The organism is Faecalibacter bovis, from assembly GCF_017948305.1.
GTDB lineage: Bacteria > Bacteroidota > Bacteroidia > Flavobacteriales > Weeksellaceae > Empedobacter > Empedobacter bovis.
In genome coordinates this window covers 1,025,771-1,039,819 of sequence record NZ_CP072842.1, presented here as the reverse complement: position 1 = coordinate 1,039,819, position 14,049 = coordinate 1,025,771, and the positions used below count along the sequence as shown (strand labels likewise).

12 protein-coding genes are annotated in these 14,049 nt (G+C 30.7%); 8 read left to right on the top strand and 4 right to left on the bottom strand.

Going from position 1 to position 14,049, the window contains the following annotated elements:
• The first annotated feature begins 196 nt into the window (after positions 1–196).
• Together J9309_RS04960 and J9309_RS04955 are read left to right on the top strand one after the other, a co-directional pair.
• Positions 197–622, top strand: coding sequence for a SufE family protein (locus J9309_RS04960; protein ID WP_230477431.1), 426 nt, complete (start codon positions 197–199; stop codon positions 620–622).
• Between the two features lie 7 nt (positions 623–629).
• Positions 630–1,628 (top strand): glycosyltransferase family 9 protein, encoded by a 999-nt coding sequence (locus J9309_RS04955; protein WP_230477430.1) that lies wholly within the window; start codon positions 630–632, stop codon positions 1,626–1,628.
• Between the two features lie 67 nt (positions 1,629–1,695).
• Here the strand turns inward: J9309_RS04955 and J9309_RS04950 are convergent, their stop codons facing one another.
• The 4 genes from J9309_RS04950 to rpiB all read right to left on the bottom strand — a co-directional run bounded on the left by J9309_RS04950 (position 1,696) and on the right by rpiB (position 6,671).
• On the bottom strand, positions 1,696–2,373 hold the full coding sequence (locus tag J9309_RS04950; protein ID WP_230477429.1) for a LysE family translocator: 678 nt from the start codon (positions 2,371–2,373) through the stop codon (positions 1,696–1,698).
• A 47-nt stretch (positions 2,374–2,420) separates the two neighbouring features.
• Positions 2,421–4,577: a ribonuclease R gene (gene rnr, locus J9309_RS04945; RefSeq protein ID WP_230477428.1), complete on the bottom strand. Its 2,157-nt coding sequence runs from the start codon at positions 4,575–4,577 to the stop codon at positions 2,421–2,423.
• 422 nt (positions 4,578–4,999) lie between these two features.
• Positions 5,000–6,004 (bottom strand): aspartate--ammonia ligase, encoded by a 1,005-nt coding sequence (asnA, locus tag J9309_RS04940; RefSeq protein ID WP_230477427.1) that lies wholly within the window; start codon positions 6,002–6,004, stop codon positions 5,000–5,002.
• A 232-nt stretch (positions 6,005–6,236) separates the two neighbouring features.
• Entirely contained in the window at positions 6,237–6,671 is a 435-nt protein-coding gene (rpiB, locus tag J9309_RS04935) for a ribose 5-phosphate isomerase B (RefSeq protein WP_230477426.1), read from the bottom strand.
• 540 nt (positions 6,672–7,211) lie between these two features.
• On the opposite strand from rpiB, the gene J9309_RS04930 reads away from it, so the two are divergent.
• The 6 genes from J9309_RS04930 (at position 7,212) to J9309_RS04905 (ending at position 14,049) form a co-directional block, all read left to right on the top strand.
• Complete coding sequence (locus J9309_RS04930) at positions 7,212–8,402, top strand: phosphoglycerate kinase (protein WP_230477425.1); 1,191 nt, start codon at positions 7,212–7,214, stop codon at positions 8,400–8,402.
• 780 nt (positions 8,403–9,182) lie between these two features.
• Positions 9,183–10,166 (top strand): AAA family ATPase, encoded by a 984-nt coding sequence (locus J9309_RS04925; protein ID WP_230477424.1) that lies wholly within the window; start codon positions 9,183–9,185, stop codon positions 10,164–10,166.
• Between the two features lie 14 nt (positions 10,167–10,180).
• Positions 10,181–11,053, top strand: coding sequence for a DUF58 domain-containing protein (locus tag J9309_RS04920; RefSeq protein ID WP_230477423.1), 873 nt, complete (start codon positions 10,181–10,183; stop codon positions 11,051–11,053).
• 1 nt (position 11,054) lies between these two features.
• On the top strand, positions 11,055–12,020 hold the full coding sequence (locus J9309_RS04915) for a BatD family protein (protein WP_230477422.1): 966 nt from the start codon (positions 11,055–11,057) through the stop codon (positions 12,018–12,020).
• Positions 12,020–13,036 (top strand): vWA domain-containing protein, encoded by a 1,017-nt coding sequence (locus tag J9309_RS04910; protein WP_230477421.1) that lies wholly within the window; start codon positions 12,020–12,022, stop codon positions 13,034–13,036. The genes J9309_RS04915 and J9309_RS04910 overlap by 1 nt, the downstream gene beginning before the upstream one ends.
• The gene (locus tag J9309_RS04905) at positions 13,036–14,049 is read left to right on the top strand and encodes a VWA domain-containing protein (RefSeq protein WP_230477420.1); all 1,014 of its coding nucleotides are present in this window, start codon (positions 13,036–13,038) and stop codon (positions 14,047–14,049) included. Before J9309_RS04910 ends, J9309_RS04905 begins: the two co-directional genes overlap by 1 nt.

The window sequence follows — 14,049 nt, the reverse complement described above, 5'->3', positions numbered from 1 at the left end:
ACAAACTATTCATAAACATGTTGATAAAATATTAAGTTAAAGATTATCAACATCTAACAATGTTTATAACTACAACTAATAAAGTTTATTTTAGTAATAAAATCTAAATAATTGAACTTTTACAATTACATTATAAGCCAATAAAATAGGTTGTATAGTAAGGCATAAATCGTATAATTCTTCATAAATTTGCAGCATGACAATTAAAGAAATTCAAAACGAAATAGTAGACGAATTCTCATTTTTTGATGATTGGGAAGAGCGTTATGAATATTTAATCGAATTAGGTAAAAGTTTAAAAGCATTACCAGAAGAATCAAAAACAGATGATAAAATCATCAAAGGTTGTCAATCTTCAGTTTGGTTAGATGCGGAGTTAGATGGTGATAAAATTATTTTTAAAGCAGATTCTAACGCTATTTTACCAAAAGGAATCGCTGCATTATTAGTACGCATGTACAACAATCAAGCACCTAAAGATATTTTAGATTCTGATACAGATTTTATTAATGAAATTGGTTTGTCTGAATTTTTATCTCCAACGCGTGCGAATGGTTTATTAGCCATGGTTAAACAATTTAAGTTTTACGCGATTGCATTTCAATCTAAATTGAATTCATAATAAGTTTATGGCGAAGAAGAAACTGTTAGTCTTACGTTTTTCGGCATTGGGTGATGTAACGATGATTGCTCCTGTTTTGGAAGAATTTTTGGAACAAAATCCTGATGTGGAAGTATATGTAGCTTCTCGACCATTTATGGGAACGATTTTTAAATCGAACCCTAAAATAAAATTCTTACCAATTGATCTGAATAACAAGTACAAAGGTTTCTTTGGTTTGATTCAATTATTTAATGAATTGAAAGTACATCATTTTGATTACGTAGCAGATATGCACAATGTAATCAGAAGTAAGGTTATTACTACTTTATTTAGTTTAACTGGTACAAAAACAGCAACTTTAGATAAAGGAAGAGCGGAGAAAAAAGCATTAATTGCGCAAGAAAATAGAGTTTATCAACAGCTAAAGTTAACAACTGAACGCTATGCTGATGTTCTTCGATCTTTAGGCTTCACAGTTCAATTATCGCATCAATTAAAACCATCGCATCAGAAAGAAGATAAAGCCATCGGAATTGCACCTTTTGCTGCTTTTACAAGTAAAATGTTTCCCATTGATAAGATGAAAATCGTAGCTACAAAATTAGCAGAAGATGGATACAAAATTTATTTGTTTGGCGGTGGACAAAAAGAAGTGGATGAGTTAAAAACTTGGGAAAATTTTCATCCGAATATCATTTCGTTAGCCGGTGCTTTGAAATTTGAACAAGAGTTGGATAAAATAGCAACCTTACAAGCCATGATTTCTATGGATAGTGCTAATATGCATCTGGCTTCTTTAAAGGGTACACGTACCATTTCTATTTGGGGCGGAACGCATCCTTTTGCTGGTTTCTTGGGGTATGGACAATCGAATGATGATGTTATTCAGGATGAAAATTTATCGTGTAGACCAACATCAATCTTTGGGAAAGATCCTAAAGGTTTCGAAAATTTTGATTATTTCCAGAATTTAGATGCTGAATATATGTATCAAGAAATTAAACGAAGAATTGAAAATATATAAATTTTATCAAACTTAATTCTAAAATAAAAGCCACTCAAATTGAGTGGCTTTTTATATCGGTAAGATATTATCCTTTTTGATGAATCAACTGATTTTCAATTTCTTTATCAATTTCTTTAAAGAAACCAAAACCTTTTAGTGTAATTATTATTCCGAAGATTAATAAACAAATACCAACGCCTTTTCTGATTTTATAAACCATATCATCCGTAATACGTTTTTGTAACTTTCCTGCTAAGAAAATTTTGACCAAGTCAATACAGAAATAAGTTAATAAAACTACTCCCATGTATAAGACAAAATCCTGAGGAATAGGATACTTAATCATAATTGATGATACAATTACAAACCAAAAAACTATGACACCAACATTTAAAAGATTCATGATAAATCCATTAAAAAATGTTCGTAAATAGTTTTTACTCACGAGCTGCTGATCATTTTCTAAATGCAATTTTGGTTTTGAGTAGTACATAAAAATCCCATAAATAATCACGAAAAAACCAGCGATTATATAAATGCGATAAAATTTTGGATGAGTTGTCACATAATCTGTAAAGTCTTTACTACCAAAATAAGCTGCAGCAATACATAGAATATCTGCTGCAATTACACCTAAATTTAAGGTAACTGCAGATTTCCAACTCTTTCTAATACTAGTTTCAATCAATAGAAAGAAAACAGGTCCAATTAAAAATATACTTAGAATAAAACCAATCAGTATGGCTGAAAAAATTAATTCCATAACTTGATTTAAGGGCTGCAAGATAACATTTTATCTCGAATTAATAATTAGTCTACTAATTCGAAATCTAATTGTTTCTTAATTAAGTCAGCGTTAATTACCTTAATTCTAATAGATGCTCCTAATTGATATTTAATACCAGTACGACGTCCAACTAAAGCATGATTCTTATCGTCGAAATAGAAATGATCTCCTTCCATATTACGAGAACGAACTAAACCTTCGCAGCGAGTTTCAGGGATTTCAACAAATAATCCATACTCTTGAACACCTGTAATAAACGCATCAAAAGTTTGTCCTACGAATTGCTCCATGTACTTCACTTGCATGTATTTGATCGAGTCGCGTTCTGCATCAGAAGCTACTTTCTCACGAGCAGAACTGTGCTTACATTTTTCTTCATAAACATCTACAGCTGGCGATTTTTTACCATCTAAATAATCTTGTAATAGACGATGCGCCATAACGTCTGGATAACGACGAATTGGTGATGTAAAGTGTGAATAATAATCAAATGCTAAACCGTAGTGCCCAATATTTTCAGTCGAATATTTTGCTTTCGCCATACAACGTAAAACTAAAGTTTCGATCATATTTTCTTCTGGTTTACCCTTTACTTCGGCCAATAATTTATTAATCGATTGGATCGTTGTTTTGCGATCTCCTACTTCTAATTCATAATCAAATTGACGAATGAATTTCTTTAAATCCAATAATTTATCAGGATTTGGATCATCGTGAATACGGTAAACATAAGTATTTCCGTTTTCTTTTCCTTTCTTATCTAAGCTTACAAATTCAGACACTTTTTTGTTGCATAACAACATAAATTCCTCGATTAATTTGTTCGCGTCTTTCGCTATTTTAAAGTAAATACCTTCTGGATTATGGTCTGCATTTAATTGGAACTTAACTTCAACTTTATCAAAATTAATCGCTCCAACTTTCATACGTTTAGCACGCATAATTTTTGCTAATTCGTCTAATTTTAAAATTTCAGCTTTAAAATCTCCGTCAGCTCCTTCTATAATTTCTTGCGCTTCTTCATATGTAAATCGACGATCTGAATGCGTAACGGTACGACCAAACCAAGTATTTACAATATTCGCTTGATCGTCCATTTCAAATACTCCAGAAAATGTGTATTTATCCTCGTTCGGACGTAATGAACACGCCACATTAGATAATATTTCTGGTAACATTGGTACGACACGATCTACTAAATAAACCGATGTGGCACGAGCGTAAGCTTCTTTCTCTAGCAATGAACCTGGACGTACATAATGTGAAACATCAGCAATATGAACACCAATTTCCCAATTCCCGTTTTCTAACTTACGAATTGATAAAGCATCATCAAAATCTTTAGCATCTTTTGGATCTATTGTAAACGTAGTAATATTACGCATATCGCGACGACGCGCAACTTCTTCTTCCGTGATACGTGTATCAATGTTATTCGCCTCTTCTTCTACTTCAGCAGGGAATTCGGCAGGTAAATCATATTCTAATAAAATCGCATGAATTTCAACATCCGTATCGTTTGGATCTCCTAAAACGCGAATAATTTCACCGAATGGAGAATTTGAACCTTCTGGCCAATTAGAAAGTCGAACAACTACTTTCTGACCTGGTTCAGCACCGTTAAAACGTTCTTTTGGAATAAAGAAATCATGGTTCCCGTTTTGCATAACCACAAAACCAAAATTTCCATTTTTTCCTAATTCAAAAATTCCTGTAAAGTCAGTTTTATTGCGTTGAATAATCTCTACAATTTCACCTTCTAATTTAGAACTTTGACGTTTTCTTGGGTACATGTAAACACGAACTTCATCACCTTGTAAAGCGTTTTTAGTTCTTCCTTTTTGTACAAAAATATCTTGTTCTAAATCTTCTACAACAATGTAAGCGCTTCCTGATGAAGTTAAATCAACTTTACCAACGTAGTAATCTTTGGTTGCATCAACTTTGTATTTACCACGTTCTACTTCCTCAATTTTTTTATCGGCTAATAAAACGTTGATATTTTTAATTAATAATTCAATCTCAATTCGGTTATCTAAACCAATTGCGGCTGAAATTTGTTTATAGTTTAAAGCTTTCTTTGGATTTTTAAATAATACTTCAATAATAGCTTTAGTATATTTGGTAATGTTCTTCTCTTTTTTAGAAGCTTTATTATTTTTAAAATTCTTTCTTGGCATAATTTGTTTTTCCTCTGATATATTTAAATATCATTCTTAATTTAATTTCTCTATCAACATCTTAACAAATTAGAATTCAGCAATATAATAACATATTAATATAAGATGTTAATAACCTTAATAACATAACCGTTGCAAAGGTAATATAACTTTTGCGGAGTATAACGTATTGACGAGGAAGTATCTAATTTTATAATATTAAATGATTGTTATACGCTATTACATGTTGCTAAAATTGAGCCAAAAATATTTTACTCTAATTACTAAATAATATTTTAACCTAATTAATGCTTATCAACATCTTAAAATAATTGATTTAAAACAAATTAACATCTATAATTAACAGTTATAAACATGTTAATTATAGATGATTTTTCAATAAAAAAAGAGTTTTAACCAATGGTTAAAACTCTTTCAAAACGCTATAATAATTCGATTCCTTCCTTTTTTAGTGATTCTCTTGTTTTACAATCCCAAATACTAGCTTGTACTTCTCCTATGTGTCTTAATTTCAACATAAACATAACCAATCTTGATTGTCCGATTCCTCCACCAATCGATTCCGTTAGTTGATCTTCTAACAACATTGTATGAAAAAATAAACTTTTTCGATCTGATAATCCTCTTAGTTCAAGTTGTTTTAATAAAGCAGATTTATCAACACGAATTCCCATTGATGATAACTCAAATGCCTGCTCTAATACAGGGTTCCAAACTAAAATATCACCGTTTAATCCTTTATAACCAGCTTCATTTTCAGTACTCCAATCATCATAATCAGCTGCACGAGCATCATGAAATTCACCGTTTGATAACTCTCCTCCAATTCCGTAAATAAATACCGCTCCAAATTCTTTTGTAATGGCATTTTCTCTTTCTTTAGGTGAAAATGTTGGATATTTTTGTAATAATTCTTCAGAAGAAATAAATGTAATTTCTTGTGGTAAAACAGCTTTAATTGTAGGATATTTAGCCTCTACTATTTGTTCAGTTTCCTTTATTGATTTATAAATTGATTTAACCGTCGATTTTAAATATTCTAATTTACGATCTTCAGGTTTTATCACTTTTTCCCAATCCCATTGATCTACATAAATAGAATGAATTGGAGAATAATCTTCATCAGGACGTAAGGCTTTCATATCGGTAATAATACCTTCACCTACCTCTAATTCTAATTCTTTTAAACGAATACGTTTCCATTTTGCTAAAGAATGAACCACAACTGCTTTCTGATCATCTAAAGATTTTATCGGAAATTTTACAGGACGCTCTATACTATTTAAATCATCATTTATTCCAGTTCCGTCTAATACAACTAAAGGACCTGAAACCGGAATAAGGTTAAGGTTTTGTTGCAAACCTTTTTCAAATTCTTGTTTCACAAATGATATAGCTTGTTCGCGTAGTAATAGTGCTCTGCTCATTTCTAATAAATTTTTTAACTAATTATTTTTATCGAGTTGTAAAAGTAGAATAACGAACAATAGACAAACAAATATAAAGCGTAATTGCTTCAATAGTTGAATTTAACAATATAAATAAGGTGATATAATTTAAAATTTAAACTTATTTAGATATTATAATTTAAAATTTAAAAATAAAAAAAGAGATTATTTGGATAAAATAATCTCTTATATAATTTAAGTAAACTTATTTTTAGCAAGAACAAGCAATCTTGTTCACACGCGCTTCGTGGCGACCACCTTCAAAATCAGTAGATAAAAAAGTATCTACAATTTGCTCTGCATATTCATAAGCAATAAAACGAGCTGGTAATGTTAATACATTAGCATTATTATGCTGACGTGCTAAAGCAGCAATATCTGTCATCCAACATAAAGCAGCACGCACTTTTTGATGCTTATTTGCAGTCATTGTTACACCTTGTGCACTTCCACAAAGTAAAATACCAAATTCAGCATTTCCTTCCTCAACTTTCGTAGCCACTGCATGCGCAAAATCAGGGTAATCAACACTCTCTGTTGAAAAGGGACCAACATCCTCAATATCAAATCCTTTACCTGTTAAAAAGGCTACTAATTTAGCCTTATATTCATACCCAGCGTGGTCTGATCCAATTACAATTTTCATACTATTAACAACTGTTTTTTATGTTTTTGTTTTAATTCATTGTAAATCAAACGTTAAGTTAAAGTAACAACTTGTTAAGATTTGGATTAATAATTCTAATAAGTTTTGAGCACAAAAATTTGGAAATGTGATTCAAATTTCGAATTAGAAATATTTTAATACAAGTCAAGTAAAACTTTTCATCTTGGCATGAAAAATTTACACACGTTTATTAATACTTTTCACAATTCAACTTTTTCACAAAAGTTGTTTATGAACAGATTTAATAAAATGTTGATACCATTTCTAAACCTTTAATTATAAAGCAAAATTACGAATAATAACCTGTTAATAGAAGTGAAACAAAATTTATCTCACTTTAGTTATTCACATATTAACAGTGCTAATAATAGGTATATATTTTTCTTTTTTTTAAAAATTAAAAACTTAGTTAATTATTATATATGTTTATAAATGTTGAAAGTTGAAAAAGGTTGAAATCAAAATTCAATTAAGAATCAAAGATTAATTACATTTGTACTACAAATTATACCAAACAAAATGAAAACAATTAACGACTTCAACTTTGAAAACAAAAAAGCCCTAATTCGTGTTGATTTTAATGTTCCGCAAGACGAAAACTTAAAAGTTACCGATGACACAAGAATTAAAGCCGCTGAACCAACGATCGCTAAAATTTTAAAGGATGGTGGCGCAGTTGTGTTAATGAGTCATCTAGGACGTCCTAAAGGGGAATTTAACGACAAATACGCTTTAAAACATATCGCATATAAAGTTTCTGAAATTATTGGAACAGAAGTTATCGTTGCTAATGATGTAATTGGTGATGATGCTAAACAAAAAGTAGAGAATCTAAAACCAGGCCAAGTTTTATTGTTAGAAAATGTTCGTTTCCACGCTGAAGAAGAAAAAGGAGATGAAAACTTTGCTAAAGCTTTAGCTGATTTTGGAGATATTTATGTAAATGATGCGTTCGGAACAGCTCACCGTGCACACGCTTCTACTGCAATTGTTGCAGAATTCTTCCCAGAAAATAAATGTTTCGGTTTATTAATGGAACAAGAATTAACAGCTATTAACAAAGTGTTAGCTGATGGAGAAAAACCTGTAACAGCGATACTTGGAGGTGCAAAAGTGTCGTCAAAAATTACAATTATTAACAACATTTTACCAGTTATTGATAATTTAATTATTGGTGGAGGGATGACTTATACTTTCGTAAAAGCAAATGGTGGACAAATCGGAAATTCATTAGTGGAAGATGATAAATTAGATTTAGCCAAAGAAATTTTAGCAGCTTGCGAAACCCACAATGTTAAAGTTTATTTACCTATTGATAATGTAATTGCAGATGATTTTAACAACGATGCAAATCGTCAAATTACTCCTGTTGGTGAAATTCCTGACGGATGGATGGGAATGGATGTAGCTGATGAAACAATCAAACAAAATGCTGAAGTAATCAAAAATTCAAAAACAATTCTTTGGAATGGTCCATTAGGTGTTTTTGAAATGTCAAACTTTGCTGCCGGAACTGTTGCATTAGGTGATGCAATTGCTGAAGCTACTGCAAACGGAGCGTTTTCGTTAGTTGGTGGTGGAGATTCTGTTGCTTTTGTTAAACAATTTGGTTACGATACTAAAGTAAGTTATGTTTCTACAGGTGGTGGAGCAATGTTAGAGTCTTTAGAAGGTAAAGAATTACCAGGTGTTGCAGCTATCTTAAAATAGAATATTTTAATTCAATATATAACATAAAAAAGTCGGAATTATATTCCGACTTTTTTATTGGTTAATTTTATTTTGTTAAAAACTTAGAATTGATATTCAATCAATTAAAAGGTTATTAATATGCTTTGTTAATAAATGTTGATAACCAAAAACGCCTTAAAATTGGTTTATACAAGAATGATAATTAATCAAAAAAGCGAGTATTAATACTCGCTTTTTTGATTGAATAATTTTGGTTAGTAAAAAGGGATTGACCTTATATTTTTGTAAATATGATTTAGAAAAATTCAACTTATACTTTTATAGAATATTAAAAATATAGAAAGTATTAGTTCCGTTTTTAAATACATATTTCATACCAAAATCAAAAAATGAACACTGATAATTTTTAATAATTCAAACCAAGAAAATATTTAAGGGATTCATATTATCATTTATTCCAATTCCATTTCAACATAATAGTCTTGTATTTTCACTGCATTTTTTTACTCTGATTTTGAAGCTAAATTTCAATTTTATAATAGTAAGGTCAACTTATTTTTTAATGATTTAATAAAAATCTGAATTATTTAAGACAGTAAATCAATGTTGAAAGTTGTTCAAAATTTGTAAATAATTTACAGAAACCATTGTGAAATCTTCAATAGATTCTATTGTATATTCGTTTTAACAAAGTTTAACGTATTTACAATAAACTTTTAAATACAAAACTTATACATTGTTCTTATTTTTAGTGAAATTTGAATGATTAAACCGAACTAAATAAATTTTATCGGAATTTTGGATATACAACAACTTAACGAACAGATTGAAGCTAAGAGCGAATCTATCACTCGCTTAACTTCTGAAATCAATAAATCGATTATTGGACAAGAGAAAATGGTCGAAAGTTTATTGATAGGATTATTAGGTAATGGACACGTATTATTAGAAGGTGTTCCTGGATTAGCCAAGACATTAGCAATCAAAACACTTTCTGAAGCTGTAGATGGTTCATTTTCTCGTATTCAATTTACACCCGATTTATTACCTGCAGATGTAGTTGGTACCATGATCTATAATGTAAAAGAAAACGATTTTAGAATAAAGAAAGGTCCAATCTTCGCGAACTTCGTTTTGGCCGATGAGATAAATCGTTCGCCAGCGAAAGTACAATCTGCTTTATTAGAAGCGATGCAAGAAAAACAAGTAACAATTGGTGATGAAACTTACCGATTGGATACACCTTTCTTAGTATTAGCAACTCAAAATCCGGTAGAACAAGAAGGTACTTATCCACTTCCTGAAGCTCAAGTCGATCGTTTTATGTTGAAAACTGTGATCACGTATCCAGAGTTAGAAGCGGAACGAATGATTTTACGTCATTCCATTAATCAATCATTTCCAAAAATTAACAAAGTAATTTCTATCCAAGAATTATTGGAAGCAAGAGAAATGGTGAAACAAGTTTATATGGATGAAAAAATCGAAAAATATATTCTTAATATTATCAATGCAACTCGTTTCCCTGAAAAAGTAGGTTTAGAAAAATTAGTTCCAATGATTTCATTTGGTTCATCACCACGTGGATCTATCAACTTAGCTCAAGCTTCTAAAGTTTACGCATTCTTACGTAGAAGAGCTTATGTAATTCCAGACGATGTTCGTGCCATGGCAAAAGATGTTTTACGTCATCGTATCGGAGTTAGTTATGAAGCAGAAGCAGAAAATGTAACGACAGAAGAAATTATTGATAATATTCTGAATGTTGTTCCAGTTCCTTAATCTTTCAATTTATTGTGGATACTAAAGAAATTTTAAAACGTGTAAAACGTATTGAATTAAAGAGCAAGCGTAAAGCGAGTAATTTATTCATGGGCGAATACCACAGTTCGTTCAAAGGGCGAGGTATGATTTTTAGCGAAGTTCGTCCTTATCAATACGGCGACGATGTTAGAAATATAGATTGGAACAAAACTGCTCGCTACAATGAACCTTATGTAAAAGTTTTTGAGGAAGAACGCGAATTAACCATGTATTTGTTAATAGATGTTTCGGAATCGGGAAACTTTGGAACACGTAAGCAAATAAAAATGGAAACAATTGCTGAAATTGCTGCTTCGTTGGCTTTTTCGGCAACTACATATAATGATAAAGTAGGTTTGGTTTTATATACAGATCATATCGAAAAATTTATTCCTCCTAAAAAAGGAAAACAACATGTTTTACGAATCGTAAGAGAAATTATCTCGTACGAACCAATTAGTAAAAAAACTGATTTAGCGGAAACGTTAGAACAATTTATGAAATATGCACGTCGAAAATCGAATGTGTTTATTATTTCAGATTTTATAGATTCATCAGATTACGATAAACCTTTGCGAGTAGCATCAAAAAAACATGATATTACAGGTTTACGAATTTTTGATGAAAAGGAAACTATTTTTCCAAACATTGGTTTAGTTAATATACAAGATCAAGAAACTGGAGAAATTAGATTAATTGATACATCATCGGCTAATACTCGAAAAATGTACGCTGCATATTTTCATGAATTAGATAAAAGATACCACGCAATTTTCAAGAAAAACAATGCAGGAAGTTTATCAATTCGTTCCGATCAAGATTATGTTCATCCATTGTTAAACTATTTTAAAAGTCATCGTTTTTGATATGAAGAAGCTATTTCTTTTAGGAAGTTTATTTTTTTCGTCTCTTGGTTTTGCTCAAGAATTAGATGCGAAAATTGATACGACAAAGATTAAAATAGGTGAACCTGTTCGATTAATTTATTCTATTGATTTTACGAAAGGTGATAAAATTCAATTTCAATCATTAAAAGATACACTTTCTCATCACATCGAAATTATTGATCAAAAAATTGATACAGTAATTGAAGGTGAAAATAAGAAAATTGTACATCAATTGGATTTGACTTCTTATGATGCGGGCGAATATTTTATACCGACAATTCCGGTTGAAAAAAATGGACAAGTTTTAAGAACGCCATCTTTCCAAATCGAAGTTCAGGATGTTGAAGTAGATACTGCACAAGCTAAAGTACATCCAATTAAACCAATTATGACGGTCGAGTATTCATTGCGTGATTATTGGAATAAATATTGGATTTATGGAATTACAGCTTTAATTCTGTTTATTATAGCTCTTGTTTTAATCATCTTATTTATTCGTTCAAAATCTAGAAATTTAAAAAATCTTGAACCAAAAACTCCTTACGAGGAAATGATTGCAGGATTAAAATCTTTGGATGCAAAAAAATATTTAAAGAGAGGTGAACAACGAGAATATTACACACAACTTTCATTTATTTTGCGTAGATATATTGGTAAAGTTTATCATTTTTCAGCATTAGAAATCTTGTCAGATGATTTGGCACAAACGATAGAAAATCGTGAAGATATTGTTGCTGAAGATAAACATTTATTCAGAAAATTCTTATCTGATTCAGATTTAGTAAAATTTGCGAAGCAAGAATTAGATGAAGAAAAAAATGTAAAATACAGAACGTGGGTTGGTGAATTTGTAGAACGTATAAAACCGCTTGATCTTCCGGAAAATGATTCCGAAACTGAAGATAAAGTTACAGGTGAGAAGTACAAAAAGTGGGATAATAGCTAATGTTTAACTTTGAATTTCAGACGCCTTGGGTTTTACTTTTGTTATTGATTTTACCATTTTTCATTTTTAGAGAAATAAAAAAATCAAAACAAAAAAAAGCGTCTTTAAAAATCAGTTCTCTAAAACCATTTGGTTCAGCAAAGAGTAATTTATCACGATACAAACCATTACTTTTTGTTATGCGAATGTTGGCTATGGCTTTATGTATTATTGCTTTGGCTCGACCTCGTATTGTTGATGTAACGACTCAAATAAAATCAGACGAAGGTGTTGATATTTTGGTAACTGTAGATACTTCTTTAAGTATGATGGCGCAAGATTTAAAACCTGATCGTCTAAACGCTTTAAAAGAAGTTGCGAAAGAATTTGCCAATCAACGACCAACAGATCGTATTGGTTTGGTAGAATATTCTGGCGAAGCATTAACTCGTGTTCCCCTAACAACGGACAGGGAAATGTTAGTCTCTGAAATCGATCGTTTACAATCTGGAATCTTAGAAGATGGAACAGCAATTGGTGTTGGATTAGCAACAGCTATCAATCATTTAAAAGATAGTAAAGCAGTTTCTAAAGTTATTATTCTGATTACGGATGGTGTTGAAAGTATCAATCCGTCTGCCGATTTAATGTATGTTTCTCCAAGACAAGCAGCAGAAATTGCAGCTTCTAAAGGAATCAAAGTTTATACAATCGGTATTGGTACAAACGGACAAGCTCCTTTTCCTACTGGATATGATATTTATGGTGGATTAATTTTTGAAATGCGTCCAGTGGAAATTGACGAATTACTTTTAGAAGAAATTGCTGATAAAACAGGTGGTTTATATTTCCGAGCTACAAGTAACGAAACATTAAAAAATATTTATTCGGAAATTGATCGATTAGAAAAATCAGAAATTAATGAAATCAAATTTTATAATTATACAGAACTTTTCGCAAAATTCTTGTTACCAGCTTTAATTTTATTGCTGTTAGAAATTGTGCTAAGAAGAACCGTTTTTAAAGAATTAATTTAATGCAGTGGGGTGATTTTGGACAAATAATATGGTTATTGGCTTTATTTGTAGTTATATTTTTATCGGTTAATGTTTACCGATGGAGAGAACGTGTAAAAACAACTTTTGCTGATAAACATCTCCTTCCTTTTATATTTCCGATGATTTCTTCCAGACGATTTTTATTAAAATTGTTCTTATCATGTGCTGCAATATTTTTGATAATTATTTCTTTGATGGATCCTTTATTTGGACAAAAGGAAGTTGAAGTGAAACGCGAAGGAATTGATTTGGTTTTCGTACTAGATTTATCTTCAAGTATGAACGCGCAAGATGTGGCACCATCAAGAATTGAAAAATCGACGAAGTTTATTGCTGATTTTATGAATCAATTAGGTGGCGATCGTGCTGGATTAGTGGTTTTTGCTGCAAATGCTTACACAATTTCTCCATTAACTAATGATTATGCTGCCATTGAAAGTTATCTTCATAATGTAAACACAGAATTAATTTCTAGTCAAGGAACCGATTTTCAGAATGCTGTACAAGAAGCTTCTAAGTTATTAAGTAAGTCTGCTAATCAAAGTAAAATGATCGTGATTATTTCTGACGGAGAGGATAACGAAAATAGTACTGGTAACGCAATCGATTTAGCGAAAGATCAAAATATACACATAGTTTCCATTGGTGTAGGAACAGAAAAAGGTGGTCCTATCCCAATGTATTATAACGGATATCAAGATGATTTTAAAAGAGATAGAAATGGGAATACTGTAATATCTAAATTAGAATCTAGTAATCTACGCAAGTTAGCCGAACAAACTAACGGAACTTATATCCAATTAAATTCTATTCAAGACGGCATTTCAAATTTAGCTTTTTATAAAACAAGATTAAATAAAAATGAGATAGCAACATCTACTACGAAGGATATGAATCATATCTATCAGTGGTTTTTAGGTTTAGCTATATTGTTACTTTTTATAGAATTATTAACATCTGAATATAAGTTTTTTAAGAAGAGAATTAAGTAG

Bases quoted from the DNA above. Each gene is read 5' to 3' on its own strand.
- J9309_RS04960 (WP_230477431.1), top strand. From the start codon at position 197: ATGACAATTAAAGAAATTCAAAACGAAATAGTAGACGAATTCTCATTT.
- J9309_RS04955 (WP_230477430.1), top strand. From the start codon at position 630: ATGGCGAAGAAGAAACTGTTAGTCTTACGTTTTTCGGCATTGGGTGAT.
- J9309_RS04950 (WP_230477429.1), bottom strand. From the start codon at position 2,373: ATGGAATTAATTTTTTCAGCCATACTGATTGGTTTTATTCTAAGTATA.
- rnr (WP_230477428.1), bottom strand. From the start codon at position 4,577: ATGCCAAGAAAGAATTTTAAAAATAATAAAGCTTCTAAAAAAGAGAAG.
- asnA (WP_230477427.1), bottom strand. From the start codon at position 6,004: ATGAGCAGAGCACTATTACTACGCGAACAAGCTATATCATTTGTGAAA.
- rpiB (WP_230477426.1), bottom strand. From the start codon at position 6,671: ATGAAAATTGTAATTGGATCAGACCACGCTGGGTATGAATATAAGGCT.
- J9309_RS04930 (WP_230477425.1), top strand. From the start codon at position 7,212: ATGAAAACAATTAACGACTTCAACTTTGAAAACAAAAAAGCCCTAATT.
- J9309_RS04915 (WP_230477422.1), top strand. From the start codon at position 11,055: ATGAAGAAGCTATTTCTTTTAGGAAGTTTATTTTTTTCGTCTCTTGGT.
- J9309_RS04910 (WP_230477421.1), top strand. From the start codon at position 12,020: ATGTTTAACTTTGAATTTCAGACGCCTTGGGTTTTACTTTTGTTATTG.
- J9309_RS04905 (WP_230477420.1), top strand. From the start codon at position 13,036: ATGCAGTGGGGTGATTTTGGACAAATAATATGGTTATTGGCTTTATTT.